The organism is Burkholderia ubonensis subsp. mesacidophila (assembly GCF_002097715.1).
In the GTDB taxonomy this organism is placed as follows: domain Bacteria; phylum Pseudomonadota; class Gammaproteobacteria; order Burkholderiales; family Burkholderiaceae; genus Burkholderia; species Burkholderia mesacidophila.
The window spans coordinates 2,814,457-2,836,831 of sequence record NZ_CP020737.1 but is presented as its reverse complement, the minus strand read 5'-3'; the positions used below and the strand labels follow the sequence as shown (position 1 = coordinate 2,836,831).

The 22,375-nt window shown below is 66.8% G+C and carries 24 protein-coding genes; 10 read left to right on the top strand and 14 right to left on the bottom strand.

Annotated elements, in window-relative coordinates; all coding sequences use genetic code 11:
- The first annotated feature begins 29 nt into the window (after window positions 1–29).
- On the top strand, window positions 30–728 hold the full coding sequence (locus tag B7P44_RS13295) for a pirin family protein (RefSeq protein ID WP_084904867.1): 699 nt from the start codon (window positions 30–32) through the stop codon (window positions 726–728).
- A 95-nt stretch (window positions 729–823) separates the two neighbouring features.
- Here B7P44_RS13295 and B7P44_RS13290 read toward each other — a convergent pair whose 3' ends face one another.
- Window positions 824–1,372, bottom strand: coding sequence for a Spy/CpxP family protein refolding chaperone (locus B7P44_RS13290; protein WP_084904865.1), 549 nt, complete (start codon window positions 1,370–1,372; stop codon window positions 824–826).
- 224 nt (window positions 1,373–1,596) lie between these two features.
- Here B7P44_RS13290 and B7P44_RS13285 point away from each other — a divergent pair, with 224 nt between their 5' ends.
- Window positions 1,597–2,322 (top strand): response regulator, encoded by a 726-nt coding sequence (locus B7P44_RS13285; RefSeq protein WP_084904862.1) that lies wholly within the window; start codon window positions 1,597–1,599, stop codon window positions 2,320–2,322.
- Window positions 2,306–3,619, top strand: a complete 1,314-nt coding sequence (locus tag B7P44_RS13280; RefSeq protein WP_084904860.1) for an ATP-binding protein — start codon at window positions 2,306–2,308, stop codon at window positions 3,617–3,619. The genes B7P44_RS13285 and B7P44_RS13280 overlap by 17 nt, the downstream gene beginning before the upstream one ends.
- A gap of 51 nt (window positions 3,620–3,670) precedes the next feature.
- On the opposite strand, the gene B7P44_RS13275 is transcribed toward B7P44_RS13280, so the two are convergent.
- Window positions 3,671–3,937 carry a double-stranded DNA-specific endonuclease gene (locus B7P44_RS13275; RefSeq protein ID WP_042586045.1) on the bottom strand — a complete coding sequence of 89 codons (267 nt, stop codon included), beginning with the start codon at window positions 3,935–3,937 and terminating at the stop codon, window positions 3,671–3,673.
- A 489-nt stretch (window positions 3,938–4,426) separates the two neighbouring features.
- Here B7P44_RS13275 and B7P44_RS13270 point away from each other — a divergent pair, with 489 nt between their 5' ends.
- Together B7P44_RS13270 and B7P44_RS13265 are read left to right on the top strand one after the other, a co-directional pair.
- Complete coding sequence (locus B7P44_RS13270) at window positions 4,427–6,181, top strand: ABC transporter permease (RefSeq protein WP_084904857.1); 1,755 nt, start codon at window positions 4,427–4,429, stop codon at window positions 6,179–6,181.
- A 22-nt stretch (window positions 6,182–6,203) separates the two neighbouring features.
- Entirely contained in the window at window positions 6,204–7,544 is a 1,341-nt protein-coding gene (locus B7P44_RS13265) for an ABC transporter ATP-binding protein (RefSeq protein WP_084904854.1), read from the top strand.
- Between the two features lie 59 nt (window positions 7,545–7,603).
- Here B7P44_RS13265 and B7P44_RS13260 read toward each other — a convergent pair whose 3' ends face one another.
- Together B7P44_RS13260 and B7P44_RS13255 are read right to left on the bottom strand one after the other, a co-directional pair.
- Complete coding sequence (locus B7P44_RS13260; protein WP_084904851.1) at window positions 7,604–8,098, bottom strand: hypothetical protein; 495 nt, start codon at window positions 8,096–8,098, stop codon at window positions 7,604–7,606.
- A complete protein-coding gene (locus B7P44_RS13255) occupies window positions 8,095–8,646 on the bottom strand; it encodes a hypothetical protein (protein WP_084904849.1) in 552 nt (183 codons plus the stop codon). The genes B7P44_RS13260 and B7P44_RS13255 overlap by 4 nt, the downstream gene beginning before the upstream one ends.
- A gap of 283 nt (window positions 8,647–8,929) precedes the next feature.
- Between B7P44_RS13255 and B7P44_RS13250 the strand changes: the two genes are divergently transcribed.
- From B7P44_RS13250 to B7P44_RS13240, 3 genes are all read left to right on the top strand, one after another.
- Entirely contained in the window at window positions 8,930–9,127 is a 198-nt protein-coding gene (locus B7P44_RS13250; RefSeq protein WP_084906658.1) for a hypothetical protein, read from the top strand.
- Window positions 9,128–9,258: 131 nt separating this feature from the next.
- Complete coding sequence (gene otsA / locus B7P44_RS13245) at window positions 9,259–10,677, top strand: alpha,alpha-trehalose-phosphate synthase (UDP-forming) (RefSeq protein WP_084904846.1); 1,419 nt, start codon at window positions 9,259–9,261, stop codon at window positions 10,675–10,677.
- Complete coding sequence (locus B7P44_RS13240) at window positions 10,670–11,263, top strand: AAA family ATPase (protein ID WP_084904844.1); 594 nt, start codon at window positions 10,670–10,672, stop codon at window positions 11,261–11,263. Before otsA ends, B7P44_RS13240 begins: the two co-directional genes overlap by 8 nt.
- Window positions 11,264–11,285: 22 nt before the next feature.
- On the opposite strand, the gene B7P44_RS13235 is transcribed toward B7P44_RS13240, so the two are convergent.
- Both B7P44_RS13235 and B7P44_RS13230 read right to left on the bottom strand, forming a co-directional pair.
- The gene (locus B7P44_RS13235; protein WP_084904842.1) at window positions 11,286–12,653 is read right to left on the bottom strand and encodes an MFS transporter; all 1,368 of its coding nucleotides are present in this window, start codon (window positions 12,651–12,653) and stop codon (window positions 11,286–11,288) included.
- Between the two features lie 165 nt (window positions 12,654–12,818).
- Entirely contained in the window at window positions 12,819–13,199 is a 381-nt protein-coding gene (locus tag B7P44_RS13230) for a DUF5594 family protein (RefSeq protein WP_084904841.1), read from the bottom strand.
- Between the two features lie 116 nt (window positions 13,200–13,315).
- Here B7P44_RS13230 and B7P44_RS13225 point away from each other — a divergent pair, with 116 nt between their 5' ends.
- Window positions 13,316–13,738, top strand: a complete 423-nt coding sequence (locus B7P44_RS13225) for a hypothetical protein (protein WP_084904837.1) — start codon at window positions 13,316–13,318, stop codon at window positions 13,736–13,738.
- A 162-nt stretch (window positions 13,739–13,900) separates the two neighbouring features.
- Here B7P44_RS13225 and B7P44_RS13220 read toward each other — a convergent pair whose 3' ends face one another.
- Entirely contained in the window at window positions 13,901–14,305 is a 405-nt protein-coding gene (locus tag B7P44_RS13220; RefSeq protein ID WP_084904836.1) for a hypothetical protein, read from the bottom strand.
- A 139-nt stretch (window positions 14,306–14,444) separates the two neighbouring features.
- Here B7P44_RS13220 and eco point away from each other — a divergent pair, with 139 nt between their 5' ends.
- Window positions 14,445–14,945: a serine protease inhibitor ecotin gene (gene eco / locus B7P44_RS13215; RefSeq protein ID WP_084904833.1), complete on the top strand. Its 501-nt coding sequence runs from the start codon at window positions 14,445–14,447 to the stop codon at window positions 14,943–14,945.
- Window positions 14,946–14,973: 28 nt separating this feature from the next.
- On the opposite strand, the gene B7P44_RS13210 is transcribed toward eco, so the two are convergent.
- The 7 genes from B7P44_RS13210 to B7P44_RS37495 all read right to left on the bottom strand — a co-directional run bounded on the left by B7P44_RS13210 (window position 14,974) and on the right by B7P44_RS37495 (window position 22,351).
- The gene (locus tag B7P44_RS13210) at window positions 14,974–16,413 is read right to left on the bottom strand and encodes a hypothetical protein (protein WP_084904831.1); all 1,440 of its coding nucleotides are present in this window, start codon (window positions 16,411–16,413) and stop codon (window positions 14,974–14,976) included.
- A 514-nt stretch (window positions 16,414–16,927) separates the two neighbouring features.
- On the bottom strand, window positions 16,928–18,337 hold the full coding sequence (locus B7P44_RS13205; RefSeq protein WP_231716621.1) for an SIR2 family protein: 1,410 nt from the start codon (window positions 18,335–18,337) through the stop codon (window positions 16,928–16,930).
- A 465-nt stretch (window positions 18,338–18,802) separates the two neighbouring features.
- Window positions 18,803–20,056: a phage major capsid protein gene (locus B7P44_RS13200; protein ID WP_084904827.1), complete on the bottom strand. Its 1,254-nt coding sequence runs from the start codon at window positions 20,054–20,056 to the stop codon at window positions 18,803–18,805.
- Between the two features lie 169 nt (window positions 20,057–20,225).
- On the bottom strand, window positions 20,226–20,483 hold the full coding sequence (locus B7P44_RS13195) for a hypothetical protein (RefSeq protein ID WP_084904825.1): 258 nt from the start codon (window positions 20,481–20,483) through the stop codon (window positions 20,226–20,228).
- Window positions 20,470–20,901, bottom strand: a complete 432-nt coding sequence (locus tag B7P44_RS13190) for a hypothetical protein (RefSeq protein WP_084904822.1) — start codon at window positions 20,899–20,901, stop codon at window positions 20,470–20,472. The genes B7P44_RS13195 and B7P44_RS13190 overlap by 14 nt, the downstream gene beginning before the upstream one ends.
- Entirely contained in the window at window positions 20,898–22,214 is a 1,317-nt protein-coding gene (locus B7P44_RS13185; protein WP_231716620.1) for an AAA family ATPase, read from the bottom strand. Before B7P44_RS13185 ends, B7P44_RS13190 begins: the two co-directional genes overlap by 4 nt.
- Complete coding sequence (locus tag B7P44_RS37495) at window positions 22,211–22,351, bottom strand: hypothetical protein (protein WP_231716619.1); 141 nt, start codon at window positions 22,349–22,351, stop codon at window positions 22,211–22,213. The genes B7P44_RS13185 and B7P44_RS37495 overlap by 4 nt, the downstream gene beginning before the upstream one ends.
- Window positions 22,352–22,375: the final 24 nt, after the last annotated feature.

Here is a 22,375-nt window from a genome sequence, read left to right as displayed (position 1 = left end):
ATTTCGACAAACCGCCCCACGGAGCGTCCATGTTCCAGATCCTCCGCGCCGCCGACCGAGGCTATGCCAACCACGGCTGGCTCGAGTCCCGCCACAGCATCCCGATCGCCGGTGTTGGCGGCGACACGCATCCGTCGTTCGGCCCGCTGCGCGTGCTGAACGACGATTGGATCGCGCCGACGCGCGGCTTCGGCATGCATCCTCACCGCGACATGGAGATCGTCACCTACGTGCTGGAAGGCGCGCTCGCGCACCGCGACAGCATGGGCAACGGGTCGATCGTCCGGCCCGGGGACGTGCAGAGGATGAGTGCCGGCACGGGGGTTGTCCACAGCGAAACCAACGCGTCGCGCGACCGGCCGCTGCATCTGCTGCAGATCTGGCTGCTGCCGACCGAGCGGGGCGGCCGGCCGGGCTACGAGGAACGGCGCTTCGGCGAGGGCGAGAAGCGCGGCCGGCTGCGGCTCATCGCGTCGCCGGACGGGCAGGACGGCTCGGTGTCGATGCGCGCGGACGCGCGGATCCATGCGGGGCTGTTCGATGGCGGCGAAGCGACGGTGTTCGACGTGCCGGCGGGGCGCCGGGTGTACGTGCACGTCGCACGCGGCGCGCTGGAGGTCAACGGCGAGCCGCTGGAGAGCGGCGACGGCGTGCGGATCGGCGGGGTGGCGTCGGTCGCGCTGGCGCACGGCCGGGACGCCGAGGTGCTGCTGTTCGATCTCGCCTGAACGGCCAGATATGGACGCGAAGCGGACGCGGGCCGGGTGCCCGCGTCCGCTTCGCCGCCGCGCCGGGGAGGGCGGCGCAGCCGGATCGGGCCGGCTTACTGCGCCGGCGCTGAAGCGGGCTTGCCCGCCTGGCGGTGCTGTTCCCAGCGCTCCTTCATCTTCTCGTGGCGCTGCTCCATCCGCGCGTACTGCTGCTTGATCGCCGTGCTGACCGTCGTTTTCTGCTGGTCGTTCAGCCCGTTGTAGAACGCGAGCCACGCGGCCGACGTCTGCTCGCGCAGCTGCGCGTTCTGCTGCTCGGCCTGCTGGCGCGCGGCATGCATCGCGTTCAGGTCGAGGATCGGCTGGTTCTGCTGCGCCTTGAACTGCTCGCGCATCTGCTCGTGGCTCGTGCGCATCGCGTCGCGGTTCTGCTTCATCGTGTTGACCGCGGTCTGCCACTGCTGCTCCTGCGCGGCAGTGAGCTTCAGCTGGTCGTGCAGGCGCAGGATCGCGCCGAACGGGCCGCCGTCGTGGCCGTGCATCTGGTGCATGCCCGGGCCGCCCGGCGGCGCGTCGGCCGGGGGCGCCGCGTGCGCGGCGCCGAAGGCGAGGGCGAGCATGGTGGCGGCCGCAATGGCCACCCGGGACGTCTTCTTATACATTTCAGAAACTCCTGTTCGAAAGGGTCCGGCGACGCGGCGGCGGGCGAGACCGCGGGGCCGCATCCGGTAAGACGCAGGTTAGCGGCGCGTCCGGCGGCCGGTGTTACGGCGGCCGGCGGACGGGTTACCGCGCATTACAGTTCGCTTGCGCGGTAATCCGCAGTAACCCTTTCGTCCCTTTGTGTCGTTCTTTGCGGCCGCCGTCGCGCGGTAAACTTCGAGCCATGACTACCCAGATCCTCATCGTCGACGACGACCAAGAATTGCGCGACCTGCTGCGCGACTACCTCGTACGCCAGGGCATGGAAGTGTCCGTGCTGCACGACGCGGCGACGCTCGAGAAGCGCCTCGAGCGCGAGCGCCCCGACCTGATCGTGCTGGACCTGATGATGCCGGGCGTGGACGGCCTCACCGCGCTGCGGCAGCTGCGCGCGGCCGGCGACGACATCCCCGTGATCATGCTGACCGCGCGCGCCGACGACGTCGACCGCATCGTCGGGCTCGAGCTCGGCGCCGACGACTACCTCGGCAAGCCGTTCAACCCGCGCGAGCTGCTCGCGCGCGTGCAGGCGGTGCTGCGGCGTCGCCGCGCGACGCCGTCGGCCGCGGCGCCCGAACAGCGCGAGCCTTATGCGTTCGGCCGCTTCCTGCTCGATTTCCAGGCGCGCACGCTGTCGGTCGACGGCAAGCCGGCCGCGCTGTCGAGCAGCGAGTTCGCGCTGCTGAAGATCTTCGTCAACCACGCGCTGCGCACGCTCACGCGCGAACGGCTGCTCGAGCTGCTGCACGGGCCGGAATACGACGGCACCGACCGCGGCATCGACGTCCAGGTGTGGCGCCTGCGCCGTATTCTCGAGTCGGATCCGTCGTCGCCGCGCTTCATCCAGACGGTGCGAGGGCGCGGCTACGTGTTCGTGCCCGACGGCGAGGCCCATGCGCAAACCCATTGATTCGCTGTTCGGCCGGCTGGCGCTGCTCGTCGTCGGCGTGCTGCTCCTGTCGCACTTCGCGTGGTACTTCGCGATGCGGCTCGAGCGCAACCAGATGCAGACGCGCTATGCGGTCGAGGAAGCGTCGTTCCTGGTCGATGCGGTGCGCCAGCACGTCGCCCGCACGCCGGACCAGCCGCTGCCGTCGCGCGTGCGGCTCGTCCCGCCCGACAGCCCCGACGTGCCGCAGGGGCACACCGGCCTGCCGCCGGCGCTCAAGCGTTTCCGCGACGACGTGAGCGACCGCATGCCGGCCGGCACGCGCGTCGAGATCGGCGTGCCGGGCCATCCGCCCGTGCTGTGGGTCAAGGAGCCGGCCGACCGCAACTGGATCGTCGTGCCGGTGCAGCCGCTGCGGCCGCCGCGCTCGCTGGACCGGATGCTGATCTGGCTCGGGACGATCTTCTCCGCGGGCGTGGTCGCCGCGCTGTTCGCGGCCTGGCAGCTGCAGCAGCCGCTGCGTTCGCTCGCGCGCGCGGTCGCCCGCTTCGGCCGCGGCCAGCCGGTGCCGCCGCTGCGCGAGCGCGGCCCGCGCGAGCTGCGCCAGCTCACGCACGGCTTCAATCAGATGGTGGAACAGGTGTCGCGCGCGGAGAACGACCGCGCGGTGATGCTGGCCGGCGTCGCGCACGACCTGCGCACGCCCCTCGCGCGGATGCGCCTGCGCGCCGAGATGATGGACGACGCGCGGCTGCGCGACGGCGTCGTGCGCGATGTCGACTCGATGTCGCATATCGTCGACCAGTTCCTCGTGTTCGCGCACGGCGGCAACGACCGCAGCGAGCCGGTGCCGGTCGACCAGGCCTGCGAGCGGATCGCGCGCACCTATCGCGCGGTCGCGCCGAACGCGCCGACGGTCCAGACCCGGCTCGCCGCGGATCCGGGCTTCCGCCTGCCGACCGCGACGCTCGACCGGATCCTGTCGAACCTGCTCGACAACGCGCATGCGTACGGCGCGCCGCCCGTGGTCGTCGAAACCGAGCGCACCGTGACCGGCTACGTGCTGGCGGTGAGTGACCACGGCGGCGGCATCGCACCGCGCGATCTCGCGGCCGCGACGCGGCCGTTCGTCCGGCTCGACCCCGCACGCGGCGGCAACGGGCACAGCGGCCTCGGGCTCGCGATCGTCGAGCGGCTGGTGCTGCGGCTGGGCGGGACCTGCGAGATCGGCAACCGGCCGGAAGGCGGCCTGCGCGTCGCGATGCAGTTCCCGTTCGACACGGTGCCGAAGGCCGAAGCGCACGCGCAGGCGGCGTGAGCGCAGCGCGCGGCGCCGGTCTGGCCGGGCCTGACTAGGCCCGGCGGCGCGTCATTCGCCGAACAGCGAGCCGAGCGTCTCGGCGGCGTTGCTGTCGATCGTGTTGTAGGTCACGCTGGTGGCTTCGAAGATATACACGGTCGTGTACCGGCCGAGGCGCTCGAGGATCTCATCCTGCAGCGATTCCGGCACGATGTTCATGTTCAGGTACCAGGCCGTCGACGACAGCCGCGTCTGGAACGAACCGTACTCCTGCATCAGCTCGTAGAACGCATCGGCATCCTGATCGCGGCAGACGATCACCAAGTTTCCTGCCATTCCCTTCCTCCCGCTCGTCGATCGATCCCCGTGGGGGCCAGCCCTGATCATACCTGCTTCGCCGCGACCCGCCCCTGACGGGGCGCACGGTTTTGCCCGGTGCGCGCGGCGGGCGGGTTCACGGGCGGGCCGGTTCACGGCATAATTCGGGCCTGCATGCCGGCCGGCGCGTTGCGCGCCGCTGCGTCCCGCGCCGATCCGTCAGCCGCCAGCCCGTTCCGGGCCCGATTCGTCCGCGGCTGCAGCGGATTCCACCGTCTCGATCCGGAAGGTTGTGCCTGAAATACAGGTTGTAGTAGTGTCGTGCCGTTTGCGGAACGACTCGACCGGGACCCGCGCGGTGATGCTGTCGGCACGGATGCGGCGCATTGCGCCTGCCTTACATCGTGAGTCAAAACGAATTACCGCGCCCGCGCGCTTTGCCATGAATCAACATCGTCTGCCGGTCACATCCTTCGATTCGATCGGCCTTACCGGGGAGAGCGCCTGATGGATTTCGGATTCGATCCAAACCGGATCGCCAATGCATCGGCATGGCGCGTCCTGCCGAACCGCTGGGATTTCATTGCCTTTCCGCTGATCATCTGCGTGATCGCGATGGCGGTGGTCGGGTTCCATGAAACGATGGCGCCGATCACGACCCTCAATACGCAGAAGATCTCGCTGGATCCGTCGAACCTGCCCGAATACGCGCTGCGCACGACGCTGCGGATGCTCGCGGCGATGGTCGCGTCGCTCGCGTTCACGCTCGTGTACGGCACGCTCGCGGCGAAGAGCCGCCGCGCCGGCATGGTGCTCGTGCCGATCCTCGACATCCTGCAGTCGGTGCCGGTGCTCGGCTATATCTCGTTTACGGTGACGTTCTTCCTCGCGCTGTTCCCGAGCCGCGTGCTCGGCGCCGAGCTGGCCGCGATCTTCGCGATCTTCACGAGCCAGGCGTGGAACATGACGTTCAGCTTCTACCAGTCGCTGCGCACGGTGCCGCGCGATCTCGACGAAGTGTCGCGCGGCTTCCACCTGACGTCCTGGCAGCGGTTCTGGAAGCTCGAGGTGCCGTTCTCGATGCCGGGCCTGATCTGGAACATGATGATGTCGATGTCGGGCGGCTGGTTCTTCGTCGTCGCGTCGGAGGCGATCACCGTCGGCAACCACACGATCACGCTGCCGGGCATCGGCGCGTATCTCGCCCAGGCGATCGGCGACAAGAACCTCGGCGCGATCGGCTGGGTGATCCTCGCGATGACCGTCGTGATCCTCGCGTACGACCAGCTGCTGTTCCGCCCGCTCGTCGCGTGGGCCGACAAGTTCCGGATGGAAACCACGAGCTCCGGCAACGCGCCCGAGTCGTGGCTGCTCGACCTCGTGCGCCGCACGCGCCTGATCCACAAGCTGCTCGTGCCGGCCGGCTGGTTCTTCGCGAAGGCCGCGCGCATCCCGTTGCGCCTGCCGCTGTCCGGCGCGGTGCGCTTCACGCTGCCGCGCGTCGAGAAGAAGGCGTCGTTCGCCGTCGACATCGCCTGGGCGATCCTCGTGCTGCTCGGCACGGCCTACGTGGTCTGGCGCGTGTTCAGCTTCGTGGCGACCGGGGTGACGATGGCCGACGTCGGCCACGTCTTCACGCTGGGGCTCATCACGCTGCTGCGTGTGATCGTGCTGATCGCGATCGCGTCGGTGATCTGGGTGCCGATCGGCGTGTGGATCGGCCTGCGCCCGGCGCTTGCCGAAAAGATGCAGCCGCTCGCGCAGTTCCTGGCCGCATTCCCGGCGAACCTGCTGTTCCCGGCGTTCGTGATCGTGATCGCGCATTTCCACCTGAACGCGGACATCTGGCTGTCGCCGCTGATCGTGCTCGGTACCCAGTGGTATATCCTGTTCAACGTGATTGCCGGCGCGACGTCCTATCCGAACGACTACCGCGAGGCGGCGACGAACTTCCGCATCCGCGGCTGGCAGTGGTGGCGCCAGGCGATCCTGCCGGGCATCTTCCCGTATTACGTGACGGGCGCGATCACCGCATCGGGCGGCGCATGGAACGCGAGCATCGTGTCGGAAGCCGTGCAGTGGGGCGACACCAAGATCGAGGCGCACGGCCTCGGCGCGTATATCGCCCAGACGACGGCCGCCGGCGATTTCCCGAAGATCATCCTGGGCATCGCGGTGATGTCCCTGTTCGTGACCCTGTTCAACCGCCTGCTGTGGCGCCCGCTGTATGCGTTTGCCGAATCGAAGCTGCGACTTGACTGAAACTGATTGAGAGCGAAACGCGATGCACAATCCGAATGCTGTAAACGCCCCCGTTCAGACGCAGCCGGCGCCGCCGAAGCTCGGTGACGAGATCCTGCGCGTCGACGACGTCAGCCGCGGCTTCAACAAGAACCAGGGCGAACTGCTCGTGCTCGACGGCGCGAACCTGTCGCTGCGCGAAGGCGAGATCGTCGGGCTGCTCGGCCGCTCCGGCTCGGGCAAGTCGACCCTGCTGCGCATCATCGCCGGCCTGATCGAGCCGACGGGCGGCGAGGTCAGCTACCTCGGCAAGCCGCTGCGCGGCCCGGCCGAAGGCGTTGCGATGGTGTTCCAGACCTTCGCGCTGTTTCCGTGGCTCACCGTGCTGCAGAACGTGGAAGCGGGCCTCGAGGCGCTCGGCGTCGGCGCGCGCGAGCGGCGCGAGCGCGCGCTCGCGGCGATCGACCTGATCGGTCTCGACGGCTTCGAGAACGCGTATCCGCGCGAGCTGTCGGGCGGGATGCGCCAGCGCGTCGGCTTCGCGCGCGCGCTCGTCGTCGACCCGACGATCCTGCTGATGGACGAGCCGTTTTCGGCGCTCGACGTGCTGACCGCCGAGACGCTGCGTACCGATCTGCTGGATCTGTGGACGCAGGGCCGCATGCCGATCAAGTCGGTGCTGATCGTCACGCACAACATCGAGGAAGCGGTGTTCATGTGCGACCGGATCCTCGTGCTGTCGTCGAACCCGGGCCGCGTGATCGCCGAGATCAAGGTGCCGTTCAAGCACCCGCGCAACCGTCTCGACCCGGCGTTCCGCCGGCTGGTCGACGACATCTACGCGAAGATGACGGCCCGCCAGATCGGCGAGGCGACGAAGAAGGGGCTCGAGCCCGGCAGCTGGCTGCCGCAGGTGTCGACCAACCTGATGGCCGGCCTGATCGAGACGCTCGCCGCGCCGCCGTACCACGGCCGCGCGGACATGCCGGAAATCGCGCGCACGCTGCATCTGGAGGTCGACGACCTGTTCCCGATCGCCGAAGTGCTGCAATACCTCGGCTTTGCCGACGTGCGGGAAGGGGACGTGTTCCTGACGCCGCCGGGGCGCGTGTTCGCCGAGTTCGGCACGCAGGAGCGCAAGCTGATGTTCGCCGACCACCTGCTGAAGCACGTGCCGCTCGCGGCGCGGATCAAGAAAGTGCTCAACGAGCGGCCGGGCCATCGCGCGCCGCGCGTGCGCTTCGAGCAGGAGCTGGAAGACTTCCTGTCCGACGGCGCCGCGGAAGAGACGCTCGACGCGGTGATCGACTGGGGCCGTTACGGCGAGATCTTCTCGTATAACGACCAGACCGAGATTTTCAGTCTCGAGGACGTCGAGTCCTGACCGGCGCGCCGGGCCGCCCGGCCCGGCAGCGGCGGGCGCCGCGCATCAGGCGTGGCGCGTCACTGCAGATTGCCCCAGCGGTCGACGGCCGGTTCGGCCGCGGCCCACTTCCAGCGCGCACCTTGCTGGCACGCGTTCGCGAAATACCAGTCCGCCTTCGCGCCGTCCTTCATCGAGAACGCGAATTCCTTGCACAGCGCGAGCGACGTCGAATAGGCGCGCGTGACGCGCACCTCGCCTTCGCCGTTCTCGAGCGGCAGCGTATTCTTCACCTTCCACGGCTTCACTTCGCCGACCGCAAGGCTGCCGGCCGCCTGCGCGATCGCATCCTGCTGGTTCTGGTGGAGCTGCTTCATCGTGCGCTTCACGGCCTCGTCCGTCGCGGCCTGCACCGCGATGCCGACCCCGACGCCGACGGCCGGGTTGGCGGTCACGAGGCCCGTCGCCGCGCCCGCGAGCGCGCCGCTTGCCGCGCCGACCGACCCGCAGCCCGACAGCGCGGCGCCGGCCGCGCACAGCACGCCGAGCCACGCGACGCGGATCGCGACGCTCATTGCAGCGCACCCCAGCGTTCGGTCGCCGGTTCGGCCGACGCCCATTTCCACACCGAGCCGTCACGGCAGATGGTCGCGACGAAGAACGCGGATTGCGCGGCGGCATCGGGTTTTGCCGGCGCATCGACGGAGAACACGATCTCCTTGCAGTCGAGTGGGCCGACGCTGATCATCCGGCTGACCGTCACGCGGCCGCGCTCGTCGTCCTCGATCGGAAACGCGTGGTTCGTCGTCCACGGCGCGACGCCGCCGACGTCGAGCGGCCCGGCCGCGTTGGCGATCTGCTGCTGCGAATAGCGGTGCGCGACGCGCTGCGTGTACTGGACGCCCGCGCGCGCGCCGGCGACCGCGCCGAGGCCGATGCCCGTCGCGACGGCGGCGTTGTTGGTGACCTTGGATGCGATCGCGGCGCCGGCGATGCCGGCCCCGGCCGTCGCGCCTTCGCTGTAGAGCGAGTTGCAGCCGGACAGCAGTGCCGCCGTGGCGGCCACGGCCAGCACGATGCGTGCCGGCATGGCCAGGCGCGGCGGTTCGAAACGAAAGTTCATCCCTGAGTGCGAGTCCTGTCTGGGTGGGCGGCGAGGCATGCGCGCGCCCATGCCGTGCCATTGTTTCGCAATTGTCATAGGGAAACTGCAAAGCTTTGAAAAATCGCCGGCGGCCGGCCTCGCGCGCGCGGCGCTATTGTCTGGCAGATGGTGGACGAGGGGTCGAAACGTTACAAATTGAAGGTAATTGTTACGCTGGCGTCCAAGCTTCGCGCCTAGACTGTTTTGTTATGGAATGTTTCGACGACGGCCGTGCGCCGTTCCGCCCATGAGACACCCAACCATGCGCCGTTCCAGACGGCCTTCGCAGCAGTTGCCCGACCCGGACGCCGGCCGCTCGCGGCCGCGCACCGATGCACCCTCCGCGCCCCCCGCCGGCGTACCCGCCACGACGCCGCACGACGGCGATCACAACCAGGGCGGGACCCGCCCGGAAGGGCTCGACTATCAACGCGACCTCGGCGTCGATCAGGACGCGTGACGTCGTATCCGTTGCATTCCGCCGCAGCATTTCTCACGTCTGAACCGCCGCGCGGCAGCCTTCGGGTTGCCGCGCCCGTCACGGCGCGCGCCTTGCGCGCCGGCCATTCGAATCAAGAAGGGGGAAGCCGCATGAGCAGATTGATCGTCGTATCGAACCGCGTCGCCATCGGGGAGGACACGCGCCCGAGCGCGGGCGGCCTCGCGGTCGGCGTGATGGACGCGCTGCGGGAAACCGGCGGCATGTGGTTCGGCTGGAGCGGCGAGATCGCCGGCGCGCCCGAGGCGCCCGCGATCCGGCGCGACGGCAACGTGACTTACGCGACGGTCGGCCTGACCCGCCGCGACTACGACCAGTACTACCGCGGCTTCTCGAACGCGACGCTGTGGCCGGTGTTCCACTATCGCGGCGACCTCGCGCGCTTCGACCGCCAGGAATACGCGGGCTATCTGCGCGTGAACGCCGCGCTCGCGAAACAGCTCGCCGCGCTGCTGAAGCCCGACGACCTGATCTGGGTGCACGACTACCACCTGCTGCCGTTCGCGCATTGCCTGCGCGAGCTCGGCGTGAAGAATCCGATCGGCTTCTTCCTGCACATCCCGTTTCCGTCGCCCGACGTGCTGCGCATGGTGCCCCCGCACGACGAGCTCGTGAAATTCATGTGCGCGTACGACGTCGCCGGCTTCCAGACCGACGCCGACAAGCAGGCGTTCGTCGACTATATCGAGCGGCGCGGCATCGGCGCCTCGAGCGACGACGGGATGCTGCACGCGCACGGGCGGGTCGTGAAGGTCGCCGCGTATCCGATCGGCGTGTATCCGGACGCGATCGCGCAGGCGGCGGTGGAGTACGGCGCGCGCAAGCCGGTGAAGATGCTGCGCGACGCGCTCGACGGCCGCAAGCTGGTGATGAGCGTCGATCGTCTCGATTACTCGAAGGGGCTCGTCGAGCGCTTCCAGGCGTTCGAACGGATGCTCGCGAACGCGCCCGGCTGGCAGGGGCGCGTGTCGCTCGTGCAGATCGCGCCGCCGACGCGCGCCGACGTGCAGACCTACCAGCGCATTCGCGAGACGCTCGAAGGCGAGGCGGGTCGCATCAACGGGCGCTTCTCGCAGCTCGACTGGACGCCGATCCAGTATCTGAACCGCAAGTACGAGCGCAACCTGCTGATGGCGTTCTTCCGGATGTCGCAGGTCGGCTACGTGACGCCGCTGCGCGACGGGATGAACCTCGTCGCGAAGGAGTACGTCGCATCGCAGGATCCGGCGGATCCGGGCGTGCTCGTGCTGTCCGAGTTCGCGGGCGCGGCGGCCGAGCTGCCGGGCGCGCTGCTCGTCAATCCATACGACCTGTCGCAGATGGCCGACGCGCTCGAGCGCGCGCTGTCGATGCCGCCCGCCGAGCGGCAGGCGCGGCATGCCGACAATCTCGCGCGGCTGCGCGCGAACGACCTGTCGGTCTGGCGCGACACGTTCGTCGCGGATCTGCGCAGCGTCGCGACGGCCGCGTCGGTGACGCGGCGGGCCGGCCGGCGGGTCGCGCATGCCTGAGCGCGCACGGGTGGACAGCGGCACGGACGGCGGGGCCGACGAGGCCGCCCGGCGCTTTTTCGTCGTGACGGGCGGGCCCGGGTCGGGCAAGAGCACGCTGCTCGACGCGCTCGAGCGCGCCGGCTTCGCGCGTTCGCAGGAAGCGGGGCGCGGGGTGATCCAGGACCAGATGGCGGTCGACGGCCCCGCGCTGCCGTGGCGCGACCGGAATGCGTTCGCCGAGCTGATGCTGGGCTGGGAGATGCGTTCGCACCATCTCGCGCGGCAGGCGCGCGGGCCCGTGTTCTTCGATCGCGGCGTGCCGGACGTGATCGGCTATCTGCGCCTGTCGGGGCTCGCGGTGCCCGCGCACGCGGATGCCGCGGCGCGACGCTTCCGCTATCACCCGCGCGTGTTCATCGCGCCGCCGTGGCCCGACATCTACACGCAGGATACCGAGCGCCGCCAGGATTTCGCCGAAGCGGTGCGCACTTACGACGCGATGGTCGAATGCTATGCGTCGTACGGCTATCGGCTGATCGAGCTGCCGCGCGCGAGCGTGAAGGCGCGCGTGCGTTTCGTGCTGGACGCGCTCGACGCGGCATGAGGCGCGCCGGGCGCCGGCCCGGTCAGGCCGAGGCGCTCGGCTGCGGCGCCGCGATGCGCAGCGCGCTGACGACGGCCGCCGCGGCCGCGAACGCGGCGGCGACGTAGAGCGCGACGGTCGGTCCGTGCGCGGGCGCGATCCCGAAGATCAGCGCGACGAGCGCGGCGCCGAGCGTCTGGCCGGTCAGCCGCGCGGTGCTGAGCATGCCGCCCGCGCCGCCGGCGCGCGAGCGCGGCGCCGACGACAGGATCGCGCGGTTGTTCGGCGACTGGAACAGGCCGAAGCCCGCGCCGCACAGCGCCATCCGCCATGCGATGTCGATGCTGTCCGGATGGGCGCCGATCGTCGCGAGCGACAGCAGGCCCGCCGCGAACAGCGCGAGCCCGATGCCGCCCAGCATGCCGGCCGAGTAGCGGTCGGACAGCACGCCTGAGAGCGGCGCGGCGACGACGATCACGAGCGGCCACGGCGTCATGTAGAGGCCGGTCTGCACCTGCGAGAAGCCGAGCGAATGCTGCAGCCAGAACGGCAGCGCGACGAACGCGAGCATCTGCGACGTAAACGACGCGATCGACGTGCAGATCGACAACGCGAACAGCGGGATGCGCATCAGGTCGACCGGCAGCAGCGGCGCCGGCTGCGACAGCTGCCGCTTCACGAAGAACCAGCCGACGACGAGCGCGACCGTCAGCTCGGCCGCGACGAACGCGCCGCGCTCGCCGTGCCCGAGCCCGTCGACGGCCATGATCAGCAGCCCGAACACGCACGCGTTCATCAGCGCGCTCGGGATGTCGTACGGCGCGTCGTGCAGCGGATTGGCGGGGAGCGCGCGCAGGCTGCCGAGCACCGCGGCGATGCCGATCGGCACGTTGATCGCGAACAGCCAGGGCCACGGCGCGACCGACAGCACCGCGGACGCGACGGTGGGACCGACGGCCGACGACAGCGCGACCACCATCGCATTGATCGACAGGCCGCGTCCGAGCATCGACGTCGGGTAGATCATCCGCACGAGCGCGGCGTTGACGCTCATGATGCCCGCCGCGCCGAAGCCCTGGATCACGCGCATCACCGCGAGCGTCGGCAGCGAACCGGCGAGCGCGCAGCCGAGCGATGCGGCGGTGAACAGCGCGAGGCCCGCGATGTAGACGCGCCGGTAGCCGATGCGCTCGCCGAGCGACGCGAGCGGCAAAAGCGTGATCGTGACCGCGAGCTGGTACGCGTTGACGATCCAGATCGATGCGGCGTCGGACGCGCGCAGGTCATGCGCGATGGTCGGCAGCGCGACGTTGGCGATTGCGCCGTCGAGCACGGCGAGCGTGATGCCCAGTGCGACGCAGACGATCGCCCAGTAGCGTTGCGGAAGGGGCAGGCCGGTATCGGGATTCATGGCGGGAACGTGTCGGCCCCGGACCGGGATGTGGCGATGGGGCGTCCTTGTGGGGTTCGACGGCGGGAACGCGCAGGCGGCGCGCATGCCTGCGGGCGCGAGCCGGCCGAGTGTATCACCGGGCCGCGCTACGCGTTGTCGACGCCGGCCGGCGGGCCTGCGCGGTCATCCCTCGAAGTCGAGGCCGCCGAGCCGCACGACCGGATCGGCCTGCGTGCGCGACGCAAGGTCGACGTCGCGCGCGCCCTGCCACGCGGACAGCTTTCTCGGCAGCGCGGCCAGGTAGTGCTCGAAGCGTGCTTCGCCTTCCGGCGCCATCAGCCGTTCGATCTCGTCGGTATCCCAGGTCAGCTCGAGGTTCAGCGGATGCCCGAAGCCGCTCACGTGTTCGTGCGGCGCGCTGCGCACGCGCACCTGCGACGGGTGGCCGTGGCCGCCATACGGGACGACTTCGGTCTGCACATGGTCGGCGAAGTAGGCGGCGATCGCGTGCGCGATGCGCGGCGCGAATTCGGTATCGAAACGGCGGGCGATCTCGGGCTGCATGCAGGCGTCTCCTTGGTCCCGAAAATGTAGCACGGCGCTTGCGCGTTTTGGTTTGCCGGTCCGGCGTAATCGTGCGTTACCACTTGCTGCATCTATTACCGCGGGCCGCGTCCACAATGCATCGCATCCCGTACCACTTCGCGTGGGAGTGCAACATGAAGAAGATCGCAGCAGTGTGTGTCCTCGCCGGTTCGCTTGCCGTCGCCGGGCCCGCGTCCGCGCATGACCGCGGCGGCGCCGTCATCGGCGCGCTGATCGGCGGCGCGGTGCTGGGCGCCATCGTGACGTCCGCGCTGAATCCGCCGGTCGCGTATGCCGCGCCTGCGTATCAGGCGCCCGCCTATCAGCCGCCGACGTATTACCAGGCGCCGGCGTATCAACCGCCGGCCTATGCGCCGGGCTATCAGCAGGCGCAGTACCAGGACGACGACGGCTACGGCGACCAGCCGCGCTATTGCTATGACCGCTATCAGCGCGCGTATGTGTGCGGCGCGCCGGCGCCGGGCGGCTACGGCTATGCGCAGCCGGGCGGATGGTGAGTACGGCGGCCGGCGCAGGCGTAAGCGGCATCGAAAAACAGAAGGCCCTCGCATCGAGCGAGGGCCTTTTTCGTTGGCGGAGGGCGGCGAGGTGTCGTGGCCGATTGTGCTATCCACACGGGTGCACACCGCCCGCGCCGGATACAAACGGTTGCAATTGCGTCAGTGCCAGCGGCCGTTGCCGCGGTCGTTGTCGCCCTGGCCGCCGCGCCAGTCCCGGGCGCCGCCGCTCGCGCGATTGCCTTCGGTCGGGCGGTTGCCGCCGTTGCCGCGATTCCAGCCGCCGTTGCCATTGCCGCGATCGCCCCAGTTGCGATTGCCCCAGCCGTGGTCGCCCCAGCCGCGGTCGCGTCGCCAGTCGCGGTCGTCGCGCCGGTAATCGCGGCGATCCCAGTCGCCGCCGCCCCAGACGTTGACCGTGCCGTACACGGGCGCATAGGCGGGGCCGTACGCGTAGCCGGGGTCCGAGTAATAGGTTTGTCCGTAGCCGTAGCCGGCGTCCGGCGCGACGACGCAGCCGGTCAGCAGCGTGGCGACGGCGGCGGTGGTGGCGATGAGCTTGATCATGGCGTTCTCCCTTGGGGCGAATCATAAGAGGCGGAACGCCGCGCATCTGCCACCAATTGTGTCTCTAAATTACAGCGCCGTAAGGCCGGGCGGCGAAAGTGTTAGCATCCGGAGCCATTTGTCATACAGGAGCACCTCGATGAAATTTGCGATCCGGGCCGCGCTGGCCGCCGTTTGCGTGACGACCGCCGCGGCATGCGCGGCGGGGCCGGCGTCCGAGCCGGCCGTTTCGGCCGAATCGATCAAGATGTTCCCGCAGCCCGCGGCCGGCCAGCAGCGCGTCGTGATCGCGCTGCCCGCGCTGCCCGACGAAGCGGACGCGCGCGTCGAGCTGATGATCGGCAAGACGCTGCAGACCGACTGCAACCAGCAATGGTTCGGCGGCGATCTGGCGGCCGAGACCGTGCAGGGCTGGGGCTATACGTACTACCGGCTGTCCGACGTGAAGGGACCGGCGTCGACGCTGATGGCGTGCCCGGGACAGGCGCCGCGCGAACGGTTCGTGCAGGTGCGCGGCGACGATCAGCTGCTGCGCTACAACAGCCGGCTGCCCGTCGTCGTGTACGTGCCGAACGGCTTCGAGGTGCGGTATCGCGTGTGGCATGCGTCGGGCGACGTGCGGCGCGCGACGGTGCAGTAACGCGGTATCGAGGTCGCGTCGCCGATAGTCATGGGCCGTCGCGCACGAACGCGACGGCGACGTTGTCTGCGTGGATGCGCCGCCATCCCGGCAGCGTCGCCATGGCTTCGGCGAGCGTGCCGTGCGCGGCGAGCAGCGCCCAGCGAATCCGGTATCGTTCGACGAGCCGTTCGATCGCCGCACGGTCCGGCTTGAGCGCATCGAAATACGCGGACATGAACGCGTCTCCATACATGTCCGCGCGGCCGTCGACGAACGGCTTCACGTGCCGGAAGACCAGATAGCCGCCGAATTCGTAGCTGTTGAGAACCGGTGCGTCCAGGCGGTCGGCGGGAACGGCCGCGACCGCGGCGACGGGCGACACCGGATCGTCGCCGCGCACGATCGGATGCGCGAAGCGCAGCGCGGCGAGTGCGATCGCGCATGCAAGCGCAACGGCTGCCCCCGGCAATGGCGCGCGGCTCTTTGCGGCCGCAGGCGGCGGACCGAAGCTGCGGCCGAGCGGCTCGGCCAGCATGGCGGCGCCGACGATTCCGGCCAGCATCTCGTGTCGAGCGTGCCGGTACGCGAGGCAGGCGAGCCCGAGCACGATCAGCAGCCGCACCAGCGGTACTCGCACACGTCGGAACGCCATCACGTACCCCAACACGGCGAGCGCGGGTTCGAGCGGTTGCAGCGTCGTCAGATCCAGCGGCCGCCATTCGCCGATCTGCGCGACGTGATGCATCGCGAGCAGGCGGAACGGGAACAGCAGCCCGTTTGCGCCATGTGGCGTGAGCAACGACGTCGTTACCGCGGCAATGAAGAACAGGCTCCAGTTGCGCAAGCAACGACGGACGTCCTGCCCCCGCGCGTCGAGCATGGCGTCGGCGGCGAGGGCGGGGATCATCGCGAGCCCGAGCACGAAGCTGCCGTGCAGATTGGCCCAGATCAGCATCAGCACCAGCAGGCGCGGCCGCGGGGCGCTCGCATGCGCTTCGGCCGACAGCAATCCGATCGTCCACAGCGTCAGCATCGGCAATGCGAGCAAATGCGGGCGCGCGAGCAGGCTCGGACTGACGCACGCCGTGCCGAGCAGCGCCACGAGGGCCGCGGCCGGCAGGCTCAGCCACCGCGACAGGTAGCGCGCGAGCGCGCCGGCGGTCACCGCGGCCGCGCAGGCGAACAGGAGCGCGACGGTGCTCCAGCCGCCCGCGCGGTACGCGAGCGCCATCAGCACTTCGGACAGCCATTCGTGTGCGACCCACGGCTGACCCGCCATCGTGAACGAGAACGGATCGGTGTGTGGCACCGCGTGGTGGTCGAGGATCCAGTCGCCGGTTGCGAGGTGCCAGTATGTGTCCGCGTCGTTGAGCACCGCAGGCACGAACAGGACGACGCTGTACGCGATCAGCGCGGCGATTAGCGGGAAGGATGGCAGGAGCCGGACGGCGGCCGTCCGCACAGATGCGGCAACGGGGCTTTCCACGGGGTCTCCTGTCGTGTGATGGGCGAAGCGGGCACGAGTGGTCGTCCGGCAGGATTGCCGTGCGAACGTAGCAAACCCGGTTGCTGGTGTCTATTCGGGCAGACGGAAGGAGGCAGCGCGGGCTGGGCGTTCGCGACGCGCGACGAGGGCGGGGCGGCGGAAACGGCGCGCGGCAATGCGCGGAGGCAGCCGGGCCAGCGCTGGCGATGTCCGCGAATTCAGTGACCGGCTTGCGGGCCTGCCCGAGCGCCAGTCACAGCAAAAAGCCCCGCAGTGCTGGGCGTTGCGGGGCTTCGTTGGCCGATCCTGGCAGTGCAGGGAGCGGGCTGGTCCCCGACAGAATTCATGTCTATATGACGGTAGCTGGATGTGGGCGGGATGTTAGTAAAACAACCCCCAAAAGAACCCCCTGACGATCGTGGCCATGAAAGGGAAGCCGGGATCGTCGCAGCGGCCCCTCCCCAACGTGCTGCTTGGCGAGGGTTCCGCGTTGTTTCTGCTCAGACGGCCCCTGCTATTTTTTTTCTTCCGCGTTCAGGTTCAGCACGGATTGATCGAGAGCGTACTCTTCGCCGTTGTAGACTTTCCGCAATAGGTCAACGGCGGCCTCTGAATACTTATGGGTCTTGCTACCTGCGGCCTGTCCAGTTCGCATGGTGATGTGGTATTTGTTATCCGTAGATTTGATATCGAAACCAGTAGACTCCTTCAAAACATCAATGACCTTCTGCACCGCGTTCCAGTTCGGCAGTCCAAGTTGCTCTGCGACGCCACTGAGCACATATTTGTAGTTCAAGTTCACCTGGGCCGGATCGTCGAGTGAAGTAACACCAAAAAGCTTGGCGAAATTTTCGCCGGAGTTTACGGCGTGCTCAAGAGTTTTGAAATCTATCTCGACGTGCTTTTTTGGTATATCGGATCTAATCAATTCAACCGAGCGAGCCATCAATGCGCGCAGAAGTTTGGTATTAATTTTCTCCAGGTTTCCTGCTTGGCCGAACGCGCGAAATACCCATTCGAATGACGAGGCAGTAATGCTTTTGATTCGGATGTTTCGCCCATCGGAGACGGGTAGTACCTTATCGCGAGGCGGATAGGACGCATCGTTAATGCTCGAATCCCATTCGAGAATGTAAATATTCGGCACAAGTTCATACTCGGAAGCACGCACCATCCTGTCGACGTCGGACAGGATGCTCTTGATATTTGGATCTTCGGCGCGGTAGCCGATAAACAAGAGTGGGTGCTCGATAAAGTACGTAAGTAATTTGGCGCTCAGATACTTGTGATCTTCTGAGAATCGATCGTAATCTGCCTCGTTAATGACAATGGAGTCTGGATTGGATATGCACCCATGTATTTTGAATATTTCGCCTATGGCAAGAAATGGTTTGCGCAGAATTTGTTGGCCAACTACTCGCTCGTAGTCGGTAAATAATGGCTCTAGAACTTCGTCATAATTTGTCGTGATGACGGCGTGCGGGCTAATCGCCTTGAGGGCTTCAATTTCGGAGTCGTTCTCAGCAGATCCATAAGAGCCTTTGGCGTCAGGTCCGATCCCCTTCACAAGCTGTGCGATTGCATGCTTGATGAAAATATCTCGTGGTGAATTTGCACGGAAAAATTCATCCGGGAATTTTGCACGTCCCTTTCCCCATGCCCATTCTCGATAGAGGTCCGAAAATACTGATCCGACCTTTTTTAGATCGTTATTATGTGCCTGCTTATAGTAGGCAAAATCCTTGTCTATCAACGGACAATCTTTGCCTAGCTGTGTGAGAAGTTCTTCCCAATTTGGCCCGTTGGCGTAGCGCTTCGAGAAGCCCGAGCCGACGAATAGTATCGGCTGGCAACTTGCGTCAGCGAGTACCTGTGCCACATCAGCAGTGATCTCGTTCTTGTATTGCGCGTAGTCCAACGGCATCGCTCGTTCTCCGTTCTCGATCTAGTTTTGGTGCTTCCGCTATGGGCCTCTGTACAGCGGCGCGGTATGTCCCGTGTGGTTACCCGGTAGATTAACCGCAATATGATGCCGAAATGCAAACTTTGCACCGTGAGGCACGTAGACGGAGCAACTTGCTCTGATTCTCGGGAGTCGAGGGACGGCAACAATGCGCGTGGGCCAGTGCTGGCCGCGTCAGCGGGGCGGCAACATGCTCGCTCGCGATTTGTCATCGGGTTAACAACATGGCTGCTCTTTAACATCGTCTCAATCGACGGAATCTGTTTGCTGATAACGGCTTGAGCAGCTTTGCATCGTGTTAAAGGCTTTAACAAATCGTGTGAAAGGGGAAATTTTCTGCGCGTGAGGGAACGTGGGGTCTAGACGGACAAAGGGCCGGGACTTTCGATAGCCCCGGCCCCTTCGGCATCCTCGCTGCCGTTCCGCTTACGCCTTTGCGGCCTTGCTCGTCACGCCTTCGATGATGGTGATCGCCTGCGGGTAGTTCACGATCAGATCGGCGCGGGCGTGGCACAGGAAGCCGATTTCACCCGTCTTCGCGTATGCCTCGCGGAGCACGCCGATGTTCAAGTTCTCCCGCATGACGAACTGCATCGTGCTGAAGTTACCGACGAACGCCAGGCTGCTGGCCTTGCCAGTGCCGAGATCGACCGGCGCGCCATTCGTTGCCATCTGGCGCACGCCCGACAGCAGCGGCGGCGCAGCCAGCGGCTGGCCGGTGGTATCGGTCAGGCCCGCGAGTCCGACCAGCGTACGCGGTGCCATGATGGCCGCCGTGGGGGCCGGTGCCTTGCCTTCGAGCTGCGTTTGGTACGCGGCCAGCAGGTCGGCATAGCCGAAGGTCGCGCCGGCCTGCTTGATCTTCTTGATCGTGTCGCGACCATACAGGCCGAGCGGTTCCGGATCGGTGCCGGAGCCAACCAGCCCCACACGATCCAGCTCAAGCGCGAACGCCTGCGAGATAGCCAGTGTGAGAGCGCGCGATACGTCGTCCGCATCGGCCAGCAGTTCGCGCGAGATACGGACGATGCACGCGAGCGAACGCGGCTTGCCAGTCAGCGCGCGGAAGGTCGGCTCGCTTTCCGCGACCGCGCCCAGCTCCTGGCGCCATGCCGGAACCGGCAGGGTGTCGATGCCGGCAACCGTGATGCTCTTGGCCCCGTCGAGCGGCAGGATGCCCGCGCCTGCCGTCAGCAGCGCGCTTTGATCCACCAGAGCGTCGAGGATCTTCGGCATGACGACGTTCGGCACTGCGTAGCCGCCCGCCGTATCCGTCCCGACCGCGAGCGACGCCATTACCCCTTCCGTCGTTTTCATGCCCGCCACACCGCGCATGAAGTCCGCCAGCGTCACGCTCTTGTCCTCGTCGGCTGCCTGCGCACGCTTGTTGTAGTGCGCTGCAATCTCAGCAGAGCGCAGACCGCGAGCTGCGTAAACCGGCTGCTGTTCTGCGCGAGCAGCCGCGCCGCCGGCATTGCCGTTCATCTGCTGTGCAGCCATCGCGATAGCGAAGGAATCGACCGCGGTGCGCAGCTCGTCCACTTCGCCTTGATGCTTGTCTTTGAATTCAGCGAAAGCGGTAGTTAGGCCGCCGATCAGCGCTTGAACATCGGACGGTGCCTGTGCGCGAACGAAGCGGATGCCTCGGGCAATCGGTTTTTGGGTATACGGGTGATTCATTGAACGCCTCAAATAGAAAATGGGAAAGTGTCTGTCACGGCCCGCTCAACAGCGCTCGGCTATGCTGCTCGGTGTGGTTACGACAGCGCTTGGCGCGTCGCCTTCTGCAGAGGCAGGATGTAGCGCCCGGCATACATCCCGCTGTTTGTCAATTATTTTATAGTAGTCCTCAATGGTTAACAACGCCTGTTTCGAGTCGTGCAACTTCAACCGACTCCCCGGCGGCGTCTACCACGCTGATTACCGTCTCCAGCACGCCCCCCATCATCGCGGAACTGCGCACCTGCGCCATGCCTCCCGATTGCAGCACCAGCGAGCAATTTCCATATGCGTCCGGGTTCTCTACCCGTTGTTGATCGAAAGCGGCTTGCAGCAGGTGCTTTACCGCCCCTTGGTAATCCGCAATCGCCTGTTCAGTGCTGTTCATTTCGATTCTCCGCTTTGATGGATGCCCGCGCCGCCGCGAGCCGTTCAGTGAAGTGGGTCAGGTCGGGGCGCAGCGTCGAAAGCGGCTGCCGTTCGATGCACAACACCACATGGTCGTAAAACTCGTCCGGCCATCGCTCAAGGCGCGCTAGCTCTGTCACGGCGTCGTACAGCTCACGTTGCCATTGCTTGACCAGTTCGGGCGTCATGTATGGTCCCCACGGTAGGAAAGGGCCGTCTTCGATCGGCAGACCGTTCAGCTCGCGCGCACACTCCCGCAACGCAACCCGATTCGCCCGCATGGCGGGCAATAACCTATCCGCCGCATCCTGCGGCCCTCGCCACGTAAACCGATCGCCATCGACGATCAGGGTGATCCCGCTTCGCCGGCACTCGATCCAGATTTCGAGGGGCGTCATACGTCACCCCCGGCGTCCGCGTCCGAAGAATTTCCCGAAGGCGACACTCCCTTTACCATGTCCCCTTCGGGAGAATCGCCAAAATCGACCGCCCGCAAACCCTTGCCAGAGCCGAAGGGGACATGACTTCCCGAAGGGGACACGGTATAGAGAGTGGGATTCTTCGTGTCTTCTTCGGGGGCTGTCTCCTTCGCGAGCGCCCATTCCCATCCTTCCTTCATCCCGATCTTGCGTTTCTCAACGCCGAGCTTCGACCCGGCTCGCTGCATCATCTTCCAGTTGAACCCGGCGCCGTCAGCATCGGCTTTCAGCACCTTCGTTCGAACCGGCCCATCCGACAGCAGGCTAGTTAGAAACTCGCACGCGTCATCGAGCCCGGTGCGCTCTTCATCGTCCTGCTCAACGTCCCCGAGAATGTCGCGGGCCGATCCGTCGATCAGTGCGCCCCACACAACCCGGCTTGCCTGTATGCCGTCCGTCTCCGACAATTCGAGCGCATACGACACGCCGCCGTCGTCCGGGGCGATATTCGATTTCGCGCGGGCCAGAATCCGGCGCTCGGCTGTTTCGTCCTTGCCTGCAACCAGCACCATTCGAGCGAGTGCGACAAACGCCTGAGAACCGATAACGCGCTCGGCAGGGGAACTGCCCTTGGTGCCCTTCGCGAAATGCGAGATGCCGAGTACACAGCAGCGGTACGCGCTCGCCATGTCCACCAGCGATTGCAGGTTGCGGCGAACGTCGTTGACGCGGTGTGCGTCGCCTGACACGGCCGAAACAATCGGGTCGAGGATCAACAGCCGAGCGTCGCCCATATCGGCCAGCCGTTCGGACAACAGCGGCATGTCGGCGGCTGGATCGAATGGCAGCAGTTCTCCGTTCTCGTCGGTGCGGCCCGTGATGATGTGTACGCGCTCAAGGTCGGCGCCGGCAGCCATCAGGCGCGGAACGATCGTATCGGCGGGGTTGTCCTCGCCACTCCATACGAGAACGTCGCCGGCACGATTGCAGGCCGTTCCGTCCGGCCACGCGCCGCCGCGTGTTACCGTCGCCGCCAGAGCCAAGGCTAGCGTCGTCTTACCGGTTCCCGGAGATCCCGCCAGCAGGGTCAATTTCCCCTCAGGGAGCCAATCCGGCCAGAGCCAGCGGATAGCCTCCGGCACAACGTTCGAGGCGCGGGTGATGGTCACGGCGGGGCGGGCCTTCGCGTCGTTCGTTCCCGGCAACCGGGCAAAGAACGCCTCACGGGCCGCCGCGACTTGGCCGGCGTCAATCGCGCTATCCAAATCCAATTCTGCAAGGTGATCCGTCATAGCCGCCCCGCCTTCGCCTCGCGGGTGAGCCACGCCTTTGCGGCCGTCACGATGTTTGCCGTCACCCATTCCTTGTGCTCTTCCCACTCGCGTTCACCCATCTGCGTTCTACAGCGTTCGATTTCGCGCTCGATCATCCGATTGCCGCGCGCTTTGATTTC